This window comes from Polaribacter sp. HaHaR_3_91 (genome assembly GCF_019278525.1).
Taxonomy (GTDB): Bacteria; Bacteroidota; Bacteroidia; order Flavobacteriales; family Flavobacteriaceae; genus Polaribacter.
The window spans coordinates 187,902-211,407 of record NZ_CP058986.1; the positions used below are offsets into that span (position 1 = coordinate 187,902).

Sequence of the window (23,506 nt, forward strand, 5' to 3'; positions counted from 1 at the left end):
TAAAATTGAAAAGTATTTTAACCTTTATCCTGTAAAAATAATTGTTTATCCTGATTAATTATTATTTAATACTTTTTATTTATAAATTTGCATGAAGTCTATTTTTTAGAAATTTTATCTTTTAAAAAGAGAATATGAAATACAAATACGTAATTATACAAGACAATCAAGAAGCTCTTGATGATTTAAAAACCACTTTAGACAAACATTCTAATTATAAGCTTATAGATATTGCATCGAATTTAGAGGATGGATTTGCTTTAATTTTAAAAACTAAACCCGACCTAATTTTTTTAGATGTAGAAATAAATGATAAAAATTCTTTTACGCTTATTCCTAAATTAAAAGAATTTTTTATGGAGTTGCCAACCATTATTATGACAACCTCACATAATTATTATGCAAAAGAGGCAGTAAACAATCAAATATCTTATTTTTTAAGTAAACCAATTGAACCAGTAGAATTACAAAAGTCATTATTATTCTTTGAGAAAGAATTTACAAAAGAACAATCACATCTTGCTGTAAAAACAAGCTCTGATATTCATCTTTTATCTTATAAAGACATTTGTTTTTTACAAGCAGAAAGAAACTATACCAATGTTTTTAATATTACGGGAGAGAAGTTATCAACTTCAAAATCATTAAAACATTTTGAAGAAACTTTACCTAAAAAATTCATTAGAATTCATAAGAGTTTTATCATCAATAAAGATTGTATTGAAAAGTTAAATACTAGAAAAGGACAACTTTTTTTGCAACCAACTGATGCGCTCATAGATTTAGAAGAAAACTTTGTACCTATTGGAAAAGAGTATCTTCCGAAATTAAAAAACTCCTTTACTTTTTAAAGGATATCAAATTTTTAAAATGGTTTTTTTTTTATTGATTTAGTTCTTTTAAAATTTCACCTAATTTTTTAGATACTTTAGAGGCTCCTTTACTATTTATGTGGTGGTGATCAGTAAAATCGGAATCATAAAAATTATTATTTTTATAATAATTGAAGTCATAAAAAGGAATTCCTTTTATATCTAAAAAATTTGTAAAAAATATTGAAGATTTATCTTCTAAAGTTCCATTAATTCTTGTTCTTGGGTAAGGCGCTCTAACACAGATTAATTCAATATTATTTTCATTACATAATTTAATGATTAGTTCTAACTTTTCTTTGATAAAAATAGCTAAAGAATCGTCAATATTGTATGTTAAAGGCCCCATTTTACTAGCTTGTATAGAGTCAATTATAAAATTATCATACATATATCCTTTAATCAAATACCTGTTTTTTGAAATATTAGATCCTGTGTTAGAAATATTTTGAGTACTACTTTTCATTAAATTGAAAACAGATGTGATTTCATTTTTTAGATAGGGTTTATGTTTTAAAAGTGGGTTAAATATATTGGTTAAACCTTTTTGGTGGTATCCATTTAATATCATATCCCATTTACCTTGATTAGACATAAAATGTGCATTTAACATTATATGATAAAAATCTGTGTTAGTAAATTGAGGAACAAATATCTCATAAATAATTTTTTTAGGGCTTTGATACTTTAAAACTTCTTTAAGAACATAGTAACTTTCTATTATATTTTGAGAGCTTGTAGCCATATTATATGTAGAATTACTAGTAATACTATCAATTATTTTTGGATTATAAGCATTGTAAGCTCTACTAGATCCGAGGATGATATTATCGAATTGTTCATTTGGGTTTTTAATTTCATTCCATTTTACTAAAACATGATTAGTCCCTTTATCAATAGTATATTTTGTAGGGAAATTTAATACATAATTAATAGAATATATAATTAGAATAAATGGAAAAATAAAAATAAATATAGATTGAAATATAAATTTTTTCATAATTTAAAATTGAAAATATATAAATGATAGATCTTTTTTTAATGTGAAGAAAAATATTATAATTATTATTAAATAATAAAATGTAAATCTTAAATAACGTTTCCATTTAATACCAAATTTTTCTAAAGCATATTTTTGTTCTCTCCCTATCCATTCAATGATTAAAAATGACAGAAAAACAATAATATAAGGAGTCCCAAGATTGTAAATAAATCTATATGTTTTATAGTAATTAATGTAATCATTTAAACCCAAAAACATTTCATAAATATAAGTAGTTGCATGACTAATGTTTTCTGCTCTAAAAAATATCCATGCAAATACAGTTAATGTAAACGTTAATAACATTAAAAAGAATTCCTTAACACTTGGTAAAAATTTTCCTTCAGCAATTGTATTTGTATTATTTCTATTTTTGTTAAGTAAAAGTAAGGGCAAAAAGTATAAAGCATTTAATGCTCCCCAAACTATAAAAGTCCATTTTGCTCCATGCCAAAATCCACTGACAATAAATATAATAAAAACATTTCTAATTTTATTCCAAATACTTCCACGGCTTCCTCCTAAGGGGATATAAAGATAATCTCTAAACCAAGTTGAAAGAGATATATGCCAACGTCTCCAAAATTCTGCTATGTCTCTAGAAAAGTAAGGAAAAGCAAAATTTTGTTTCAAATTAAAACCAAATAAACGAGAAGTTCCAATAGCAATATCTGAATAACCAGAAAAATCTCCATAAATTTGGAATGCAAAAAACACTGCTCCTAGGATTAAAGTACTCCCTGAATATTCATAAGAATTATTAAAAATAATATTAGCATTTTGAGCGCAATTATCTGCAATTACTATTTTTTTAAACAAACCCCAAAGTATTTGTCTCATTCCATCAACTGCTTTTGTATAGTCGAAATGTCGTTTTATATAAAATTGAGGTAGTAAGTCTGTTGCTCGTTCAATTGGACCTGCAACTAACTGAGGAAAGAAACTTACAAAGGCAGAAAAAGCTATAAAATTTTTAGTTGGTTCAAGCTTTTTCTTATAAACATCTATTGTATAACTTAATGTTTGAAAGGTGTAAAAACTAATTCCAATTGGTAATATGATATTTAAAGAACTTGCATTTATTTTAGTTCCAAAAAATGAAAAAGCTGATATAAAATTATCTAGAAAGAAATTATAGTATTTAAAAAACCCAAGAAATCCAAGATTTATAAGAATACTTATATAAAGTAGAATTTTTCTCTTTCTTTGATTATTTTGGTTTGATAAACTAATTCCAATCGAATAATCTATTATAGTACTAAAAAGAATTAAAGATAAAAAACGCCAATCCCACCAACCATAGAAAATATAACTGGCTGTTATGATTAAAAAGTTCTGTAATCTTAAATTTTTATTTGTAACAAACCAATATAGTACAAAAGTAATTGGTAAGAATATTGCAAAGTCAATTGAGTTAAAGAGCATTTTTTATTTTAAGATATTTAAACTCCTGTACTTCCAAAGCCACCAGCACCTCGCTCAGTTTCACTTAAAATGGTTACTTCTTGCCAATTTACACGTTCGTGTTTTGCAATAATTAATTGAGCTATTCTTTCTCCATCATTAATAACAAAATCATCATTAGATAAGTTCACTAAAATCACTCCAATTTCCCCTCTATAATCTGCGTCTACAGTTCCTGGAGAATTTAAAACAGTAATTCCTTTTTTAGCTGCCAATCCACTTCTTGGTCTTACTTGTGCTTCAAAACCTACTGGTAAAGCTATAAATAAGCCTGTTTTAACAATAGCTCTTTCTAATGGCTTTAATGTGATTGCTGCTTCAATATTTGCTCTTAAATCCATTCCTGCAGCGCCTTCTGTTTCGTAATTAGGTGTTGCGTGTTTCGATTTGTTAATTATTTGTACGTTCATTGTTTTCTAAATTAAATAAAAATGTAATTACTTCTAAAAATTCTGCTTTCCAAAAAGACTCTGTGTGTTTTCCTTCTGGAGCAATTTTAGTTTTTATGTTTTCTGATGGAAATCCTATATCTAATAAGCGTTCTGCCATATTTTCTGTATCGGTAACCATAATAGCTTCTTCTTTATCACCAGCTAATAAATAAAGTCTAGTATTTTTTTGATTCCCATTTTCTTCAGCAAATTTAACTACTTTATTAGAAAACCAAAAAGAGGGAGAAAGTGCACCTATTTTACCAAAAACCTCAGGATGTTTTAATCCACCATAAAAAGAAATTAAACCACCTAAAGAACTACCAATAATAGCGGTGTTTTCTGCTGCAGGTTTTGTTCGGTACTTTTTATCGATAAAAGGTTTTAGTTCGTTTACCAAAAAATTGATATAAATAGTACCTTTTCCTCCGCCATATTTTTCGTTTTTCCAAGGAGTGTATTCTTCAATTCTCTTTTCGCCACCGTTTTCTATACCTACAACAATAAAACTTTTTCCTGTGTTTTTGTAAAGTTCATTCAAGGTTTCGTCAATTCTCCATTCTCCAACAAAAGACGTTGCATTATCAAATAAATTCTGACCATCGTGCATATAAATTACATCGTATTTTTCTGTTGATGTAGTATAATCTGGAGGTAAATACAACCATATTTTATGTGCAATATCGTTTAATCCATCAATAACAAATGTTTTTTGTAAAATGGAAACATTGGTTGATTTTGTAGAGGTTTTTCCTGTGTTTTTTGTTACAGTAATCTCTTTTTTTATTATAGTTTTATTGATCTTACAAGAGTTAAAAACAAGAAGAAAAGTTATAGCAAGTATGGTTATTCTATTCATATTTATCGCTTTAAAATTTGTTTAATTTCATCTTTTTCATTGTAATAAATTAAGCCAAAGAAAAGTAAAATAGTTATTATAGAAAACCAATACTGCCTTCTGAATAAGGTAAAAGAAATCCACTCAAAAACGATTGAAAACACTAAATAATAAGCTATTTTTTTTAATTTATAATTTACAGGATAATGTTTTTTACCAACAAAATAAGACAATACCATCATGGTTCCAAATGCAATTAACGTTGCCCAAGCAGAAGCTATAAAACCTATTTTAGGAATCATTACTAAGTTAAAAACAATGGTAATGATAGCACCAATAATAGAAAAGTACATTCCGTATTTTGTTTTGTCCGTAAGTTTATACCAAATTGATAAATTGTTATAAATACCTAAAAATAAGTTTGCTAAAAGTATAATTGGAACAATAGAAAGCGCAGTGAAATATTCTGGTTTTCCTAATAGAATTTTCGCGAACAAATCAATAAAAACAACTACAATTAGCATAAAAAAAGATCCAAAGATTGTAAACCATGTTAAAACTTTAGAATAAGTTTCTTTGGCATTTTTTTTATCAGCATTATTAAAGAAAAATGGTTCTGCACCTAAGCGGAATGCCATAATGTACAAGGTCATAAAAACGCCTAATTTGTAACAAGCCGCGTAAATTCCCATTTGTTTTTCACCTAAAATATCCCCAAGAAGAAGTTTGTCTAAATTTTCATTGGTTACAAATGCCAAACTTCCAATCATTATTGGAAAACTATATTTAAACATTCTTTTGAAAAGACATAAATCGAACTCGAATTTGAATTTAAAAACAGCAGGAAAAAGTAATAGAAAAGTAGATAAACTTGCCACTGTTCCTGCAACAAAAATGTGAATTACTTTTGGGTAATTATTATAATAATTTACAATGGATTCTGGTAAATAAATTTCATTTTTTAAGGCATAAGGAACAAACCACAAAAAGAAAACATTTAAAATAGTGAATACACCAATATTTATCAATTTTATAGTAGTAAACTTTAGAGGTTTATTGGTAACACGTAAATATGCAAAAGGTACAACTACTAAGGTATCTAGCGTAATTGTATATACTAATAATTTAAAAAATAAAGGATTTTTAAATCCGAAGAAAACAGCTATTTCATTATTAAAAAACAAGGCGATACAGAAGAAAATTAATGTGGAGATTAACAAACTAATAAAGGAGGTAGAGACCACTTTTCCTTTCTCTTTTTCTTTAGAAAAAAAACGAAAAAAAGCAGTTTCCATACCAAAGGTTAGTAGTGCATTTAAATACGCAGCGTACACATAATAATCTGTATTTACGGCATATTTTGCTGCATCTAAAGTAGAGGTATGTAGTTTTACCAAAAAGATGTTAATTGCCCGTGGTAAAACAGCGGCAATTCCGTATATTATAGTGTCTTTAAAAAAGCGTTTTAAGGAACTCAATAAGTTTGAATTAGAGCATACAAATATAATAATTCGTAAATGCAATCCTCAAAAGATAATAGTTTTATTACTTTTGATGTAAAAAACACGATTCATGAACACACAGAAAAAAATAGCGGTCTTTGGAGGAGGAAGTTGGGCGACTGCAATTGTAAAAATGTTGTCTGAAAATATAAGTACAATTGGTTGGTATATGCGTAATGAACAGGCAATTGAGCACATAAAAGAAAATGAACATAATCCTAATTATTTGCAATCTGCAGAATTAAATGCAGAACAATTAGATTTGTCTAGTGATATTAATTACACTGTAGAAAATTACGATGTTCTTATTTTTGCAATTCCGTCTGCCTTTTTAACAAGTGAATTAAAAAAATTAACGTCTTCATTAGAGGGTAAAATCATCTTTTCTGCTATTAAAGGTATTGTGCCAGAAACAGGGTTAATTATAGGAGAGCATTTTAATAGAGAATATCAGGTTCCTATAGATAATATTGGAGTTATTACAGGTCCTTGTCATGCAGAAGAAGTGGCCATGGAGCGTTTATCTTATTTAACAATTGCTTGTAAAGATGAAGATAATGCAAAGTTTATAGAGAAATCTGTTCAAAGTTGGTATATAAAAACCAAAATTTCCGACGATATTATTGGTACAGAATATGCTGCTATGTTAAAGAATATTTATGCGGTTGCAGCAGGTATTGCACATGGTTTAGGGTATGGAGACAACTTTCAGGCGGTGTTAATGAGTAACGCAATTAGAGAAATGAAAAGCTTTATAAAAAAGGTACATAAAATGAAACGTAACATTAACAATTCTGCTTATTTGGGTGATTTGTTAGTTACCGGTTATTCTCTTTTTAGTAGAAATAGACAATTTGGAAACATGGTTGGTAAGGGCTACACTGTAAAATCTGCACAAATGGAAATGAGCATGATTGCAGAAGGTTACTACGCTACCAAAAGTGCTTTTAAAATGAAGGAAGAAAATGGAGCAACTACACCTATAATAGATACCGTTTATAATATTCTATATGCAAATAAAAATCCTAAAAAAGAATTTCAAAAATTGACAGATAAATTAGATTAAATGTTTAATTTTGAACATTGAAGTAATATATTAAACAATTACAATGAAAACAATACAAGAAGTTGTAGAAAGCACCATTAGAAAAACACCTTTTATAGAAGAGGCTTTAAATGAAAAGTTGATAAATGTTTCATCTTTGGCAAGAATTATTTTACCCGAAGTTTCTACTGCTTTAAAAAAAGAAGTAAAGGTTGGTGCAGTTATGATGGCTATTAATAGACTTTCTCCTGCAAGTGAATTACGTATTAGAAAGAATATAAAAAAATTAGCCTTAGATTTAGGTGATGTAATTGTAAGGTCTGATTTGTGCGATTTCACTTTTAAAAACACCACTTCATTATTAAAAGAAATTGCAAAAATTTTAATGAAATCATCAGAAAGTTCTGATTATTTTTTAACCGTTTCTCAAGGTATTTTTGAAACGAATATTGTTACTAGTAAAAATTTAGAACCTTTTGTAAATGAGATTTTCGAAAAAGAAGCACTCATTTCTAGTGTTTTAGATTTGGCGTCTATTACAATTAAACTTCCAAAAGAAAACCAAGAACAATCTGGTATTTATTACTTTATTTTAAAACAATTGGCTTGGGCTGATATTCCGTTACAAGAAATTATTTCTACTACAAACGAAATGACAATTGTTGTAAAAGAAGAAGACATTAACCAAACTTTTGCCATTTTAATGGATATGAAATTGAGTTAAAATGACAAAACAAGATCCTTATGCAGCATTAAGAATTAAGGAATTCAATATTTTTTTGTTTGTTAGATTCTTGCTGGTTTTTGGTTGGTCTATGCAATTTATTGTAATAGAATGGCAAGTATATTCTATAACAAAAGATCCTTTATCTTTGGGTATTATAGGTTTAATGGAAATTATTCCGGCATTTACAATGGCTTTATTTGCAGGTCATATTGTAGATCAAAATGAAAAAAGAAATTTATTTGCTATTTGTATTGCAGCTTTTTCGCTGATTAGTTTAGGACTGTTTTTATTAACATCAGATATTGTTGTTGGCCATTGGTCTACAAATAAAATTCTATATTCAATTTACGCTTTGGTTTTCTTTGGCGGCTTTTTACGTTCGTTTTTTGGACCTACAATCTTTTCTTTAGTGGCATTATTGGTTCCTAAAAAGATATATCATAATGCGGCAACATGGAGTACAAGTACCTGGAAAACTGCTTCGGTTTCTGGAGCCTTATTTGGTGGGTTTTTTATAAGTTGGATTGGTGTTGATAAAACGCTTTGTTTGGTTTTTATCTTAGTAATTCTATCCTTAAGTTTTACTTTTTTAATAGAAAAGAAACCCATTTTAAACAAAAAAATTGGGGAACCAATGAAAGAAAGTTTAAAAGCTGGTGTAAGATTTGTGTTTCATAATAAAGCCATTTTAGGTGTTTTAACATTAGATATGATTGCGGTTTTATTTGGTGGAACCGTAGCTATTTTATCTGTTTTTGCACAAGATGTTTTAAAAGTTGGACCAGAAGGTTTCGGTATTTTAAATGCTTCAATTTCTATGGGAAGTATTGTTACTATGTTTCTAACAACTTACATTCCTATCAACAGAAAAACAGGTAAAAAAATGTTGGTTTCTGTCTTTGTCTTCGGACTAAGTATTATTGCTTTTGGGTTATCTTCTATTTTCTGGGTTAGTATTTTAGCATTGTTTATAAGTGGTGCTGCAGACGGGATTTCTATGGTAATTCGTCAGACAATTTTACAATTAAAAACGCCAGATGATATGAGAGGTAGAGTATCTTCTGTAAATTCTATGTTTGTAGGTTCTTCTAACGAGTTAGGTGCTTTTGAAAGTGGTTTAGCTGCAAAGTTTTTAGGAGCCTCTATGGCGGTTATTTTTGGAGGAACCATGACGTTACTTACCGTTGTTGGTATTGGTGCTTTAAACCCTACTTTAAGAGATTTAGATTTAACAGAAGAGATAGAAGCAAATCAAAAAGAAGATTAATTTTTAAGGTATAATTTTTGATGCTTTAAATATAAATATTTTCATGAAAAACTTAATTATATACTCGTTTCTACTATTCTCTACAATTGGTTTTTCTCAAAAAATTTCTGGTACAGTTTTAGATTTTGATACTAAAAAACCTATTGAAAAAGCACATATTTTTTTTATAGATAAAACTGTTTATACCAATCAGAAAGGAGAGTTTACTTATCGTTTAAACAATCAAAAAGAAATATCTTTTTCCGTTTCTCATCTTAAATACGAAACTCAAAAAATTGATTATAATATAACAAATGAACCGTTAGTTATTTTTCTTCATGAAAAGCAAGAAATGTTAGATGGAATTAAAATCAATTCAAAAAAGAACTTAAAAAATTCAATTCATTTTTCAAAATTAGAAAATTTACCAAAAGGAGTATATTCTTTTGCATCTGTTTTAAACAATAGTAAAATACATGTTTTTGGAGGAGATGCTTCTACTGAATACGATAGAAATAAAGAAGGTATAAGTCAGCTTCAATACGGAGGCGAAGAAGAAATAATGAAATTATTAACGAGACCAAAATTTGCTAGTTTTTATAATTATATTGGTGATATTCAATCTTATGATATTGCTGATAAACAATGGAAAATTCAGGAAGATAAGGTTATAAAAAGGGCTTATCATAGTGCAATAAAATATAAAGATACTGTATTACTTATGGGGGGTAAAAAACTGTCAAGAACTAAAAAAAGAGACTTGTTAGTAAATGATATAGAGATTGTGTCTTTAAATAATTTATCAATTATAAAAGACCAAACAAACCCACATAAAGCTGTAGATTTTGGTACAGTTTTGTATGATAATAAACTGCTTGTTTTTGGCGGTTCTACTAAGATAAACAAAAACGGAAAAATCATTTATTCTAATGATATACACCTATACGATTTAGAAAAAGGATATTGGTATTTACTTGCTAAAATGCCGAAAGGAAAAGAAGTTACAGGAATTATTTTTGATGATAAATTATATTTATTTGGAGGATATAATAATAGTAATTTAACAGATATTGAATCTTTTAATTTAATTACAGGTAGATGGAAAAAAGAAGGAACTCTTTTTAGAGGAATGAGAAAGCCTGCTATTACTAAAGATAATGATTTTATCTATTTAACAGAAGGAGGAAAGCTTGTAACTTTAGAACCTAAAACTAATATTTTAAAAGAGTATATAATAGGTTTAAATTTAAACGATGCTAACATGCATTTCTTTAATGAAACTTTATATGTTCTGGGAGGTTATCTTAATCTAAATGAATTTAAAAAAGATCCATCTAATGGTCTTTATTCTATAAATGTGTCAGATATTATTAATACGAGACCTATTGATAGTAAAAAGTTATAAAAAAACCGCTTATTAAGGTAATAAGCGGTTTGTAAATTTATTTAACTTCTGTGATGGTTAATATGGTTTTTACAGTTGTTAAATCTCCTGTTGCTTCACCATTTTCATCAAACTCATCAATTTGTTTTGTAGACCAAGTAATATTGAATTTTTTACCAATCATTTCCTCTTCGTATAAAGAAAGTTCTATATTTTCATCTAAGTCGTAGAATAAAATAGTAGCATCTTTTTCATCTACAAATTTAAAATATTCAGTTTCAGTTACTCCTTTAAAAGTAGCAACAATTTTGTTTTCTTTTTCTTGTGCAGAAATTGTGTTTACAGAAAAAGTTAAGGTAATAAACAGTACTAATGCTGACGCATATAATGTTTTCATGATTTTTAATTTTAAGGTTATTTTTTAATAAATATAGTAGCTGCTCTTTTTCTTAAAAGAACCTGCTTTGGTTTTGAAGTACTCGAAACTATATTTTCATAAGCCTTAAAAATTACTGATAATGTATATCAAATATACATTTTTTTTGAATTGAAAAGAGAAAAATTTATTTTTTTATCATTACTAATAAAAAATTATTGATTAATTTATTTTCCTCTCAATTATACTGATATTTATGTTGTTACGTATTTTTTGAAAAGAGTTTAAATGTAAGGGATTTCCTTAAAAATGTTACACTAATTTATTTTATCATTAAAAAACACGAACTATATTTTTTTAGTTAGATCGGTAACCAAAAAGTTGATAAAAGAATACCTATTGAGCATATACATAACCATTTATAAAGTTTTACAAATGGCTTAAATTATTATTTTGCTTTAATGGATAATATCGTTTTTACAGTAATTTTCTCACCTGTTTTTTGACCTACGGAATTATATTCTTCTACAAGTTTATTTTTCCAAGTAACTATAAATTTTTTATTCATTTTAGAATCATCTTCTTTCTCAAAATTTATATTTTTAGATTTATCATAAAATAAATATGCCACACCATCATCATCTACAAATTTATAGTCTTGATTTTCTGTAGGACCTATATAAGTAGCAACTAATGTATTTATTTTTTCTTGAAATACTATTTTTTTTGCAGAAAAAGAGAAGGCAATAAATAAGACAACAATCGAGGTATAAAACGTTTTCATAATTTTTAAATTTAAGTTTATTGTAAATTATAAATATTTTAAATACTCTTTTTTCGAGAAAGAAGTTATTTAAATAGAAAAATCATAAACATCATAATGATAGGACGTTATATTCAAATATAAACTTTTTTTTAAAAGTATTATATTTGAATTAAGTTTTTTTTAGTAAATTAATGACTATAAATAGAGCTTAAAAGATGTTTTTAACATAAAAAACCTCACAGATTATACAATCTATAAGGTTATATATATTGGTGTTTTAAAAACTATACTTTAGTTAAAAGTAGTAGCCAATTGTATTTTTTCTTCTAATTCTAATTGATGTTTTTTAGTTGTTTTTTCATCCCAAGAAAAATGAGTTTTAAACAATTCTAAAACATATTCTTTGTATAAATTTACACTGTGTGCATCAAAAAACAAACGACCCGTTCTGCGCATAAAAAAATCTGTTGGAGTGCAAGTCATTTCGTAATTTATGGTAAACCAAACTTCTGCCATGATCATTTTTTCTTGCATATTATCGTGCATTAAATCATCAAATTTTTGCAAAATAATATCTGTTTGTTTTCCATAATTTTGCACTAAATATTCTGCGTCCTTTCTATCGAAATCTACTTCTGCAATTCTATTTTGAATAGCATCTGTATAACTTTCTACTTCTTGGTAACTATCAAAAGTACCACCAGAAAGTGTTATTTCTTTGGTTTTTATTTCTTCAAATTTTGTATCGAATCTGCGTTCATATTTTTTGGCAATTAAATCTACAATTCGTTCTGCCATTTTACGATAACCGGTTAATTTTCCGCCAGCAATCGAAATTAGTTCGGTATCAGAAACAAAAATTTCGTCTTTTCTAGACAATTCTGAAGAAGATTTGCCTTCTTCATGAATTAAAGGTCTTAATCCTGCCCAAGAAGATTGAATGTCATCCAACGTAAGTTGAATCTTTGGAAACATGTTATTAACAGCAGAAATAAGATAAGTAGCATCTACTAAGTTGGTTTCTACATTATTTTTATCTAGTTGATAATTGGTGTCTGTAGTACCAAAATACGTAACTTTTCCACGCGGAATGGCAAACATCATGCGTCCGTCTGGAATATCAAAATAAACAGATTGTTTTACAGGCAATTTATCATGAGCCACTACTAAATGTACTCCTTTAGTTAGATGCAATCTTTTACCAGTTTTAGAATGGTTAATTTGTCTTAATTCATCTACCCAAGGTCCACAAGCATTTACTACATATTTTGCTTTAATATCATAATCTTCACCAGAAAAAGTGTCTTTTACTTTTGCACCAACAACCCTATTATCTTCATAAATAAACTCTTTAGCTGCTGTATAATTTATAATTTTTGCATTGTAATTTAAAGCTGTTTTTAAAACCTCTATTGTTAAACGAGCGTCATCGGTTCTATATTCTGCATAATATCCGGCACCATTTAATATGTTTTCTGGCAACATCGGTTCTTTTTCTAAGGCTTCTGCTTTGTCTAACATCTTTCGTTTGTCTTCTCCTTCTACAGAAGCTAAAATATCGTAGACTTTTAGTCCGATAGACGTTAACCAAGAACCATACGTTCCTCCATCAATTAAAGGTAAAATCATTTTTTCTGGAACCACTAAATGTGGAGCTAAATCATGTACAATAGCACGCTCAGTTCCCACTTCTTTAACCAACCAAAAGTCGAATTGTTTTAGATAACGCAAACCTCCGTGAATTAGTTTTGTAGATTTACTAGAAGTACCAGAAGCAAAGTCGTTTTTTTCTATCAAAGCAACTTGCATTCCTCTAGAAGCTGCATCTAATGCAATACCTGCGCCTGTAATTCCACCACCAATAATTAGTACATCAAATTCGATAGATTGTAAATCTTGTGTATTTTTTTTTCTATTTAAATAGGAAAAGTTGTTCATGTTTAAAGTTAAATTTTAATAATAAAAAATTTAAAAGTATATATTTGCTTACAAAATACATAAATCAACCCTATGATATACAATTACTTTAAGCAAATTTTTCTTTTTTTCTTTTTAGCTTCTTTTTCTTTAGTTGCTCAAAATTCATCAGAAAAACAACTTATAATTAAAGATTATAATTTAACAAAATTAGAGAATTTAAAGGAAGAATTTTCTACAAACTTTAGAAAAGAAAAAGAGAATGCTACCCTTTTAGCAACTCAAAGAGGTTGGAAAATGAAATTTACAGACGATACAGGTTCATATTATGAATTAATGAAGGTCTCTAAAGAAGGTACCCCTTTGTATTATAAAACATACAATGTTGATGCAGCTATTTCTACCAGAACAAATTACTTACATAATAATGGAGGTCTTGGCTTAAACATAGAAGGTCAGGGAATGACAGCTTATGTTTGGGATGGTGGTATTGCAAGAGCAACGCACCAAGAATATGATGGAGATGGTGGAGAAGATAGATTTTCTGTAGGAGATTTTTCATCAGAATTAAATTTTCATGCAGCTCATGTAATGGGAACTATTATTTCTTCTGGTTTTGAGCCAGAAGCAAAAGGAATGGCTCCTAAGGCAAAAGGAATTGGTTATGATTGGAATAACGATTTATCTGAGGCTACGATTGCTGCTTCAAACGGAATGTTAGTTTCAAATCATTCTTATGGTATTGCTGCTAGAGATGATGATAATGAAGTACAAATTCCATCTTATTATTTTGGCGCTTATATTTCTACTTCTAGAAATTGGGATAACTTAATGTACAATGCACCTTATTATTTAATGGTTGTAGCTGCAGGAAATGATGGTAATGACAATACTGCAAATGAAGCTCCTTTAGAGGGAAGTGCTGCTTTTGATAAGTTAACAAGTTGGTCTACTACAAAAAATAGTTTGGTTATTGCAAATGGGCAAGATGCATTAATAGATGCAAATGGTGCATTATTATCGGTTAATAGAAATACCAGTAGTTCTCAAGGTCCAACAGACGATTTAAGAATTAAACCAGACATAATGGGGAATGGGTCTTCTTTATATTCTACTTATGATTCTGCAGACAATGCTTATAATTCAATTTCTGGTACTTCAATGGCTTCTCCAAACGTAACAGGTTCTTTATTGTTATTACAACAATATTATAAAGAAACATATGGTAGCTTTATGAAATCTGCTACTTTAAAAGGATTGGCACTACATACTGCAGATGATACAGATATTGCTGGACCCGATGCAAAAACAGGTTGGGGGTTAATGAATACTAAAGTAGCTGCAGAAACAATTACTAAAAAAGGTTTTGAATCTTGGATTTCTGAAGAGGTTTTAACCAATGGAAATACTTATTCTGTAACCGTTAATTCTGATGGTTTAAATCCTTTATTAGCATCTGTTTCTTGGACAGATAAACCAGGAGCTGTAAGTGAAGGATTAGTAAATGATGCAACAGCTGTCTTAGTAAACGATTTAGATATTAAAATTACTAGAGATGGTGTTGAGTATAAGCCTTGGAGATTAACAGGAGTTAATAGCAATGAAAAAGGAGATAATTTAGTAGATCCTTATGAAAGAGTAGATATAGCAAACCCAACTTCTGGAGAGTATACGATTACAGTTACTCACAAAGGAACTTTGGCAGAGGCACAAAATTTTTCTTTAATTGTAACTGGTATTGCTGGTGAATTTACTTTTGTAGCAGATAATTCTGAACAAGCATTTTGTTCTAATGAAGATGCTGTTTTTAATTTTGAATATAGACAAGCTGTTGCAGGTACTACTCAGTTTTCTACTACAGGAGCTCCAGAAGGTGTATCCGTAGCTTTTTCTAAGGAATCGTTAAGTGAAGATGGTAGCTTTAATATTACTTTTGGTAACTTAACAAATGTTTCAGCAGGTTCTTATTATATTGAAGTAGAGGGAGATAATGGAAATGAAATTCAAAAAAGAATTATTAGATTGATTGTTCTTCATCCAAATTTTGATAATAACCCATCAGAATTAGAATTTCCAGAGAATGGGCAGAAAGGGATTGCAAAAAAAGTATCATTAGCTTGGAAAACAAATCTAAATGCTGAAAACTATGTGGTAGAATTATCTAACTCACCAAGTTTTAGTACTCTTTTATTTACAGATGTTATTTCTGCAACAACAGTAGATATCGTTGATTTAGAAACGAATTCTGTATATTATTGGAGGGTAAAACCAACAAATAAATGTGGAGAAGGAGCATACTCTTCTACTTTTAGTTTTCAAACTGGAGTTACAGATTGTACAAATATTTATACTGCTACAGATTTTTCTACAGCTGGTATAGATGAAACATCTGCAAATGCTACAGCAATAGTTCCTATAAGTATTACAGACAATTTATTTGTTAATAAAGTTATGGTAACATTAGATATAACACATCCAAGTATGCAAGAGTTAACGATTTCTTTACAAGCCCCAGCTAGTATTGGTGGTGCTAGTGTAGTTCTTTTATCTGATGCTTGTGGTGATAGAGGAGATATAAGAAATACTACTTTTGACGATGATGCAGGTGTATTATTTTGTAATTTTTCAACACCAGCAGTAACCGGAACCATAGCACCGGATAACAATATGAGTTTACCATTTTTAGGAAAATCTGCAATTGGAGATTGGAAATTGATTGTACAAGACAACTCAGAATTGAATGGAGGCCAAATTAATGCTGTTTCAATTACAATTTGTTCATCAGTAGAAAATACAAGTGTTCCTACTTTTTCTACTTCAAATTTAGTTTTAAATGGAAGTTTAAACTATGTAATAACAACAACTGATATGAATGCTTCTACGGCTTCTGAAACCGAAGAACAACAAATATATACCTTAGTAGAATTAGCAGAAAAAGGTACTCTTAAAAAAGAAGGAACCGAATTAGTTTCTGGAGACACTTTTACCCAAGCAGATATAACAGCAGGTAAAATTACCTTTACAAATGCAGAGACAACTGCTTTTACAGATCAGTTTAAAGTTAATGTTACAAACGCTGCAAAAGGATGGTTATCAAACCAAACAGTTACCATACAAGAAGGTGTTTTAAATACAAATGAATTTTCTTTAAATGATGTTTCTTTATGGCCTAACCCAGTAAAAGGTATCTTAAATGTAAAATTAAATAATGCAATTGGTAATGATGTAATTATCTCGTTATTTGACTTACAAGGAAGAAAAATTTTCACTTCTGTAAATAAGTCAACAACAGATGTATTTACTAAAGAAATAGATACAAAAAACCTTTCTTCAGGTGTTTATTTATTAGGTATAAAACAAGGAAGTAAAAAAGTAACAAAAAAGATAATTATTACACAATAAGGTAACTTTTAAAATCAAAAAAAAAAGCCAAAACAAGTGTTTTGGCTTTTTTTTATTCAATTAAAGGTAAAATCATTTTTTCAGGAACCACTAAATGTGGAGCTAAATCATGTACAATAGCACGCTCAGTTCTCACTTCTTTAACCAACCAAAAGTCGAATTGTTTTAGATAACGCAAACCTCCGTAAATTAGTTTTGAAGATTTACTAAAAGTACCAGAAGCAAAATTGTTTTTTTCTATCAAAACAACTTTCATTCCTCTCGATGCTGCATCTAATGCAATACCTGCGCCTGTAAAATCAATACGAATAATTAGTACATCAAATTCAGTAGATTGTAAATATTTTAAGTTAAATTAATAAAAGAATAGTTATGTTAAAACTAATCTTTAGCAAAGTACAAAAAATGCAATCTATTCGATTTATCTTTTTAGAAATATTTTCGGAAACGTATTTTAACTTTTTTTTTAAACCATTTTCACTATTTTTATCGAAAATAAATAAAATGGCAATATTAGATTTATATCCTAAAGGAAAACACAAACAAGAAATCGGGCATTTTGCAAATATTGTAAAAATTGCAAAAATAGACGGAGAAATTACAGATGATGAAAAAGAATTATTAATACGAATGGGTAAGAACTTAAACTTAACGTTAGATGAGTTTGCTGTTATTCTTAATAATCCAGAAAAATTTCCAACAAATGCACCTGCAAATTATGAAGATAGAATAGAACGTTTGTATCGTTTGGCTAAAATGATTTTGGTTGATGGAGAAGCAAAGTTAATTGAAGTTCAATTGATGAGAAAAATAGCTGTTCGCCTACATTTTTCTCATGATAATGTAGAAAAAGTTTGTGACGAAGCCATTCATTTAGTTTTAAATGAGAATGATTTATCCGATTTTACTAAGGCAATAAAGTTAGTGAACAAGGTTTAATTTTTAATTGCAAACAATTCACAACCTAGAGCTGTGGTTGTCCTGGATGGACGATCTTGCAGAGCAAGATTATGTAATTATTGATGATTTTATAGACAACAACCTTTATAAACAAATTAAAAACTTTCTTTTTGAAAAAATAGATGTTTTTGATAAAGCAGGTATTGGTTCTCTTAACCAACACACAATAAAAAAAAACATTCGTGGTGATAAAACCTATTGGTTAAATAAAGACAGAGATGCGGCACTTAGTGGTTTTTGGAATTTATTAGAAGAAACTAAAAGTACGTTAAATAGGTATTGTTATCTAAGTTTATCTGGCCAAGAATTTCATTTAGCTCATTATCCTTCTGGAGGTTATTATAAAAGACATTTAGATCAATTTGAAGGTAGAAATAATAGAATGATTTCTATGATTATTTACCTTAATGATAATTGGGAAACAGAAAATGGTGGACAATTAGAAATTTTAGATAAAAACAAAAAATTACAATTAGTAGCACCTATTGCAAAAAGATGTGTTTTATTTAAAAGTGATAAAGTACCACATGCTGTTTTAAAATCTTTTAAAGATAGGTATAGTTTAACGGGTTGGTTGCTTTACCAACCAACAAGTTTAGGCCCCTTATTAGGGTAATTATATTTTTCTTTTTTATAAGTTACTCAAAACATTATTCCAATATTTGGGAAGGTAAACCATCAATACTTGTTTGGTTTTTATCTTCCCAATACTTTTTAATACCCTCTTTTCCTTGTTCAGTTGCCCAATCATTTAATTCATTTCTTTCGCCTTTATAATCGTAAAAAGGAATAGACATTCCGCAAGAAGTTTGTGCAGATGCTATAGAAATGTCAAATATCTGACGTGTTCCTGGAGTTTCTGGAAACAGTGTAATTAAATCATTCCAAGAAGCATCTCCTTCTTTAATTTCTTTTCCTTTACCGTATAATCTAAGAATGTTTGGTGCACCTTCAAAAGCACAAAACATTATGGTAATTCTGTCGTTTTCTAATAAATGAGCAGCAGTTTCGTTTCCGCTTCCGGTAACGTTTAACCACAAAACACGGTTTTCATTTATCACTCTAAAAGAATCCATTCCTTTAGGAGATAAATTAATTCTACCATTATTTGGAGCCGTAGCTACAAAGAATATTTTTTGAACTTCTATAAACTTTTGAAGCCTTGAAGTGATTTTTGTATAAAATTTTGACATAATCGTAATTATTAGTCGACCAAATTACAAAATAACGATTGATAATGTGGTTTAATAATTACTACCTTTAGCATTCTAAACATTTTTTTATGGAATATGGATTTTTATCAGTAATACCACCTATTGTGGCAATCATTTTAGCCTTAAAAACCAAACAAGTGTACATTGCCTTGTTATTAGGTATTTGGTTTTCTTGGTTGATCATAGAAGGTTTTAATCCGTTATCCGGAACTTTGGCAATGATAGAAGGCATGGTAAATGTTTTTCAATCTCAAGGAAATACAAGAACCATTATGTTTAGTGCTTTGGTGGGTGCATTACTAATTTTTATTCAATATTCTAGGGGAGTAGAAGGGTTTATCAATATTATTAATAGAAGATTAGAAAAACTTGAAGGTAAAAAAACAGGTTATAGCAGAGTAATGGTTCAAGTTTTGGCAACTTTTACGGGCTTATTACTTTTTGTTGAAACAAGTATTAGTTCTTTAACTGTTGGTACGTTGTATCGTCCTATTTTCGATAAATTAGGTATTCCAAGAGAAAAACTAGCCTATATAGCAGATTCTAGTTCAGCACCATCATCCATATTAATTCCGTTTAATGCTTGGGGCGCTTTTATTATGGGACTTTTATTAACACAAGGCATAGACAAACCTTTTGCAATGATGATTGCCTCTATTAAATATAACTTTTATCCAATTTTAGCCATCGGAATTTTGTTTTTTATCATCTTATCTAAAAAAGATTTTGGCCCAATGAAAAAAGCCGAAAAAAGAACCAAAGAAACAGGAGCGTTAATGAACGAAGGCTCTACACCAATGATTTCTGATGAAATTACGTCATTTCCTCCAAAAGAAGGAATTGAAGCAAAAGCGTATAACATGATTGTACCGCTTTTAGTGATGGTTTGTATGATGCCAATAAACTTAATTTACACAGGTTGGGATGCTGTAAAAGAGGCTACATCTACTTTAGACCATATAACACAAGCAATCGGAGAAGGTTCTGGTTCATCATCGGTTTTATACGCAGTAATTACTGCTTTACTGGTTGCCATGGCAATGTATTTTATACAAGGAATTATGAAGCCAAAAGAAGCTGTTAATTTAACTTTAAAAGGAATTAGTGAGCTCATGCCATTAGCGTTGTTAATGTTGTTGGCATTTGCCATTGGAGATGCTTGTAAAGAACTAGAAACTGGAATTTACGTAGCCAATGTTACCAAAGATTGGTTGTCACCAGAATTGTTACCGGCTGTGGTTTTTATCATTAGTTCGTTTATTGCTTTTTCTACCGGAACCTCTTGGGGAACTTTTGCCATTATGTTGGCAATTTCTATACCTATGGCAAATATTCATGGAGCAGATCCAACTATTGTGGTCGCTGCAACTTTAGGAGGTGGCGTTTTTGGAGATCATTGTTCGCCAATTTCAGACACTTCTATTATATCTTCTATGGCGTCTGCTAGTGATCATATAGACCATGTAAAAACACAATTACCGTATGCCTTAGTTGGTGGCGTAATTACAATTTTAATGTATTTGGCTATTGGTTTTTTAGGCTAAATTAGCTTTTTAACGATCCTTTTTAAGAATTTGGGCGTTACCACAAGGGTCGCGCTTTCCACTATATCTTTTTGCGAAAAACAAAAAGGATGCCTTTGCAATCGCTAACGCGAGCATATTTGCAAACAAACTGTAATTTTGTTTAGTTTGTCATTTCTAAATGAGCTTTTTTAAGCGATTGAGAAACCTCATGATGCTTGTTTGCTTTTTGTTATCAATTCAATATGACTTCTCTTAACGTTGAAGAAATAAATTTAAAGGTTTTTCAAATTCTTCACTAAAATAAAAAAACCTCTTTAAATTTTAAAACTTAAAGAGGTTAATAAATATATATGAAAGATCCTTTTACTCAGCTAGAATAGCACGTTTTTTAATGCTATCAATCATACGCAAAGCACCTTCTTTAATAGTGTTTTCTTTAAAGAGAAATGTTTTTTCATACAAAGTATTTCCCTCGAAAAAAGTAACCTGAAAACGGTTGTTTAACTTGAACAACTCTGGTTGAATAAATTCAATTTTAGCAAAAGAATTTGCTGGAAGTTTGTCTAATTTTTTACGGAATAAAGATGTTATTTTAGTCTCAGAAAAGCCTTGTGTAACAACTACCATCATTTCTAAATCAATATTTTTATTATTGATGATATAGACATTCCAATCGTTGGTGTTATAAATATCATTGTATTCATAAGCGATTGCCATTTCTACGTCGGTAACTTCTGGTATTTGAATGTCTTTTTTCATAAAAAATAATCAAGAAAATAATTTATTTGTGTCTTTGTAATTTGGTGTAATTACACCTTTTAAATTATTAACAATAAGGTGTTTAAAAACACTTTCTACACCGTATTTATCAAAAAGATTTATAGGTTCAAAAACTAAACTTTTTAGTTTTGTAAAATACAAATCGCAAAACAAATTAATATTTAAATTTTTGCAAATATACTCTTTTTCTATAGCCTCTTCTAGTAAAGGTTTTAAGTTGGTTTTTATAAAATTGACTTTAAAATCAATAAAAACAGCATCTGCTTTGTGGTGATATTTTTTAATTCCATATAAAAAAGTCGGTTGAAAATAGTCTAAATATTGAAAATTGACTTTTTGAATTAAAATTATTTTTTCAATAGGATCTTCTGTAGTTTTTAGAATTTTATCTATTTCGTGCAGGTATTTTTCAATAATAAAACGAACCCCTTTAGAAATGAGTTCGTCTTTAGTTTTAAAGTGTTTGTAAATGGTTTTTTTAGAAATACCAAGTTCGGAAGCGAGCTCGTTCATAGAAAAACGCTTGCTTCCAAACTTGATAAAATTTGTAATAGAACATTCAATAAGTTCTTGTTTACTAACCATTTTAAGTTATTATTTTAAACCTCCACCCAAAGCTTCGTATAAGTTTACAACAGATTGTAATTGTTGTAATCTACTACCAATCACTTTAATTTCTGAGTTTAACGCACTTTGTCTAGCTGTTAATAAGTCTAAATAAGTAGCATAACCATTCTTTAATAATTCGTCAGAATTTTTTTCTGCTTTACGCAAAGCTTCCACTTCGTTTTGTAAGAATTCGTACTTTTTATTTTCAGAATTAAAAGAGTACAAAGCATTTGAAACTTCGTTACCTGCAACTAATAAAGTCTTTTTAAAATTTAAAAGCGCTTGTTCTTGTTGTGCAATAGCAACTTCTTTTTGCGTTTTTAGTTTTCGCTTATTAAAAATAGGTTGTGTTAAACCACCAACTATATTTGCAAATAAAGAGTTTGCATTAAATAATTTATCTAATTCTAAACTTTGCAATCCGCCAGCAGCGGTTAACGTTAAAGAAGGATATAAACTACTTCTAGCAACATTTGTCAATTCGAAAGCACTTATTAAGTTATACTCAGCAGCAATTACATCTGGTCTGTTACTTAGTAATTCTGAAGCAAAACCTAATTTCATTTCAGTGGTTATAGTCTGGTCTTCTAAACTACTTCTTTCCACTTCCTGAGGTGTTTTACCCAATAAAATACTTAATGTATTTTCTGCTCTAAATAGTGCAACTTCTAAATCTACTTCTAATGCTTTTGCATTATTGTATTGTGCAATATTTTGATCTACTGCAACCTGATTTGTTAAACCTGCTTCTTTTAAAGCTTTAATAGTTTCTACTCCTTTTTCTCTTGTTTTAATAGATGTTTTGGTTATTTCTAACTGTGCATCTAAAGCTAAAATACTGTAATACGTAGCTGCAATACTAGAAATCAATTGCGTTTTTACGGCTTGATGTCCGGCAACACTTTGTAAATAAGCTGCTTGAGTTGCACGTTTATTGCTTCGTATTTTTCCCCAAATATCTGCTTCCCAAGAAAGTGATGCAGTAATATCCCATTGATCTGTAGAAGTATCTGTTAAAAATGCTCCAAACTGGGTATTTTTAGATAATTCTTGATGTGTAAGATTAGGACCTACACTTAAAGAAGGTAAATAACCTGCTTTTCCTTGTTTAGCATATGCTTCGGCTGCAACTATTTGTTGAATTGCAATACGAATGTCCATATTGTTTTGCAAGCCTTCTTCTATATATTGCTGCAAATAGGTATCTGTAAACAAGTTTCTCCAAGATACATCTGCCATAGATATACTATCTGATGGCAAATTATCTGTTCTGTACAAGTTTTCTGTTTCTTCTACTGTTGGTCTTGTATACTCTTTGGCAACAAAACAACTTTGTAACGTAAAAGCCATTACAGCTAAAACGACTCCTTTTTGAAGGTTTTTATTTTTTATAATTGATATCATC

At 29.0% G+C, this 23,506-nt stretch carries 21 protein-coding genes and 1 pseudogene; 9 read left to right on the forward strand and 13 right to left on the reverse strand.

Annotated features, from left to right (window positions below):
• Window positions 1–134 precede the first annotated feature (134 nt).
• Entirely contained in the window at window positions 135–851 is a 717-nt protein-coding gene (locus tag H0I27_RS00945; protein WP_218732080.1) for a LytTR family DNA-binding domain-containing protein, read from the forward strand.
• Window positions 852–882: 31 nt separating this feature from the next.
• Here the strand turns inward: H0I27_RS00945 and H0I27_RS00950 are convergent, their stop codons facing one another.
• From H0I27_RS00950 to H0I27_RS00970, 5 genes are read right to left on the reverse strand one after another with little or no spacing between them, the layout of a single operon-like run.
• A complete protein-coding gene (locus H0I27_RS00950) occupies window positions 883–1,872 on the reverse strand; it encodes a hypothetical protein (RefSeq protein ID WP_218732081.1) in 990 nt (329 codons plus the stop codon).
• Between the two features lie 3 nt (window positions 1,873–1,875).
• A complete protein-coding gene (locus H0I27_RS00955; protein ID WP_218732082.1) occupies window positions 1,876–3,339 on the reverse strand; it encodes an MBOAT family protein in 1,464 nt (487 codons plus the stop codon).
• A 17-nt stretch (window positions 3,340–3,356) separates the two neighbouring features.
• The gene (gene dut / locus H0I27_RS00960) at window positions 3,357–3,788 is read right to left on the reverse strand and encodes a dUTP diphosphatase (protein ID WP_218732083.1); all 432 of its coding nucleotides are present in this window, start codon (window positions 3,786–3,788) and stop codon (window positions 3,357–3,359) included.
• A complete protein-coding gene (locus H0I27_RS00965) occupies window positions 3,769–4,668 on the reverse strand; it encodes an alpha/beta hydrolase (protein WP_218732084.1) in 900 nt (299 codons plus the stop codon). The genes dut and H0I27_RS00965 overlap by 20 nt, the downstream gene beginning before the upstream one ends.
• 2 nt (window positions 4,669–4,670) lie before the next feature.
• Window positions 4,671–6,125 (reverse strand): oligosaccharide flippase family protein, encoded by a 1,455-nt coding sequence (locus tag H0I27_RS00970; protein WP_218732085.1) that lies wholly within the window; start codon window positions 6,123–6,125, stop codon window positions 4,671–4,673.
• A gap of 94 nt (window positions 6,126–6,219) precedes the next feature.
• On the opposite strand from H0I27_RS00970, the gene H0I27_RS00975 reads away from it, so the two are divergent.
• From H0I27_RS00975 to H0I27_RS00990, 4 genes are read left to right on the forward strand one after another with little or no spacing between them, the layout of a single operon-like run.
• The gene (locus tag H0I27_RS00975; protein WP_218732086.1) at window positions 6,220–7,215 is read left to right on the forward strand and encodes an NAD(P)H-dependent glycerol-3-phosphate dehydrogenase; all 996 of its coding nucleotides are present in this window, start codon (window positions 6,220–6,222) and stop codon (window positions 7,213–7,215) included.
• A 43-nt stretch (window positions 7,216–7,258) separates the two neighbouring features.
• Window positions 7,259–7,918, forward strand: a complete 660-nt coding sequence (locus H0I27_RS00980) for a hypothetical protein (protein WP_166386046.1) — start codon at window positions 7,259–7,261, stop codon at window positions 7,916–7,918.
• A gap of 1 nt (window position 7,919) precedes the next feature.
• A complete protein-coding gene (locus H0I27_RS00985) occupies window positions 7,920–9,188 on the forward strand; it encodes an MFS transporter (RefSeq protein WP_218732087.1) in 1,269 nt (422 codons plus the stop codon).
• Between the two features lie 43 nt (window positions 9,189–9,231).
• Window positions 9,232–10,572 carry a kelch repeat-containing protein gene (locus H0I27_RS00990; protein ID WP_218732088.1) on the forward strand — a complete coding sequence of 447 codons (1,341 nt, stop codon included), beginning with the start codon at window positions 9,232–9,234 and terminating at the stop codon, window positions 10,570–10,572.
• Window positions 10,573–10,609: 37 nt separating this feature from the next.
• On the opposite strand, the gene H0I27_RS00995 is transcribed toward H0I27_RS00990, so the two are convergent.
• The 3 genes from H0I27_RS00995 to H0I27_RS01005 all read right to left on the reverse strand — a co-directional run bounded on the left by H0I27_RS00995 (window position 10,610) and on the right by H0I27_RS01005 (window position 13,631).
• Complete coding sequence (locus tag H0I27_RS00995) at window positions 10,610–10,948, reverse strand: hypothetical protein (RefSeq protein ID WP_218732089.1); 339 nt, start codon at window positions 10,946–10,948, stop codon at window positions 10,610–10,612.
• A 427-nt stretch (window positions 10,949–11,375) separates the two neighbouring features.
• Entirely contained in the window at window positions 11,376–11,711 is a 336-nt protein-coding gene (locus H0I27_RS01000; protein ID WP_218732090.1) for a hypothetical protein, read from the reverse strand.
• Between the two features lie 273 nt (window positions 11,712–11,984).
• Window positions 11,985–13,631: a glycerol-3-phosphate dehydrogenase/oxidase gene (locus H0I27_RS01005; protein ID WP_218732091.1), complete on the reverse strand. Its 1,647-nt coding sequence runs from the start codon at window positions 13,629–13,631 to the stop codon at window positions 11,985–11,987.
• A gap of 72 nt (window positions 13,632–13,703) precedes the next feature.
• Here H0I27_RS01005 and H0I27_RS01010 point away from each other — a divergent pair, with 72 nt between their 5' ends.
• Window positions 13,704–17,012 (forward strand): S8 family serine peptidase, encoded by a 3,309-nt coding sequence (locus tag H0I27_RS01010; protein WP_218732092.1) that lies wholly within the window; start codon window positions 13,704–13,706, stop codon window positions 17,010–17,012.
• Between the two features lie 55 nt (window positions 17,013–17,067).
• On the opposite strand, the pseudogene H0I27_RS01015 reads toward H0I27_RS01010, so the two are convergent.
• Window positions 17,068–17,358 (reverse strand): annotated as a pseudogene (locus H0I27_RS01015) (FAD-dependent oxidoreductase); the annotation flags it as partial.
• Between the two features lie 158 nt (window positions 17,359–17,516).
• Here H0I27_RS01015 and H0I27_RS01020 point away from each other — a divergent pair.
• Both H0I27_RS01020 and H0I27_RS01025 read left to right on the forward strand, forming a co-directional pair.
• Window positions 17,517–17,951 (forward strand): TerB family tellurite resistance protein, encoded by a 435-nt coding sequence (locus H0I27_RS01020; protein WP_218732093.1) that lies wholly within the window; start codon window positions 17,517–17,519, stop codon window positions 17,949–17,951.
• Window positions 17,952–17,997: 46 nt separating this feature from the next.
• A complete protein-coding gene (locus H0I27_RS01025; RefSeq protein ID WP_218732094.1) occupies window positions 17,998–18,588 on the forward strand; it encodes a 2OG-Fe(II) oxygenase in 591 nt (196 codons plus the stop codon).
• Between the two features lie 34 nt (window positions 18,589–18,622).
• Here H0I27_RS01025 and H0I27_RS01030 read toward each other — a convergent pair whose 3' ends face one another.
• Window positions 18,623–19,165, reverse strand: a complete 543-nt coding sequence (locus tag H0I27_RS01030; RefSeq protein WP_218732095.1) for a pyridoxamine 5'-phosphate oxidase family protein — start codon at window positions 19,163–19,165, stop codon at window positions 18,623–18,625.
• A gap of 89 nt (window positions 19,166–19,254) precedes the next feature.
• Here H0I27_RS01030 and H0I27_RS01035 point away from each other — a divergent pair, with 89 nt between their 5' ends.
• A complete protein-coding gene (locus H0I27_RS01035; RefSeq protein WP_218732096.1) occupies window positions 19,255–20,730 on the forward strand; it encodes a Na+/H+ antiporter NhaC family protein in 1,476 nt (491 codons plus the stop codon).
• Window positions 20,731–21,075: 345 nt separating this feature from the next.
• Here H0I27_RS01035 and H0I27_RS01040 read toward each other — a convergent pair whose 3' ends face one another.
• Genes H0I27_RS01040 through H0I27_RS01050 form a run of 3 tightly spaced genes read right to left on the reverse strand, consistent with a single transcriptional unit; the run spans window position 21,076 to window position 23,505 of the window.
• A complete protein-coding gene (locus tag H0I27_RS01040) occupies window positions 21,076–21,471 on the reverse strand; it encodes a hypothetical protein (RefSeq protein WP_218732097.1) in 396 nt (131 codons plus the stop codon).
• A 9-nt stretch (window positions 21,472–21,480) separates the two neighbouring features.
• Window positions 21,481–22,077, reverse strand: a complete 597-nt coding sequence (locus H0I27_RS01045) for a TetR/AcrR family transcriptional regulator (protein WP_218732098.1) — start codon at window positions 22,075–22,077, stop codon at window positions 21,481–21,483.
• Between the two features lie 9 nt (window positions 22,078–22,086).
• Complete coding sequence (locus tag H0I27_RS01050; protein WP_218732099.1) at window positions 22,087–23,505, reverse strand: efflux transporter outer membrane subunit; 1,419 nt, start codon at window positions 23,503–23,505, stop codon at window positions 22,087–22,089.
• Window position 23,506 lies beyond the last annotated feature (1 nt).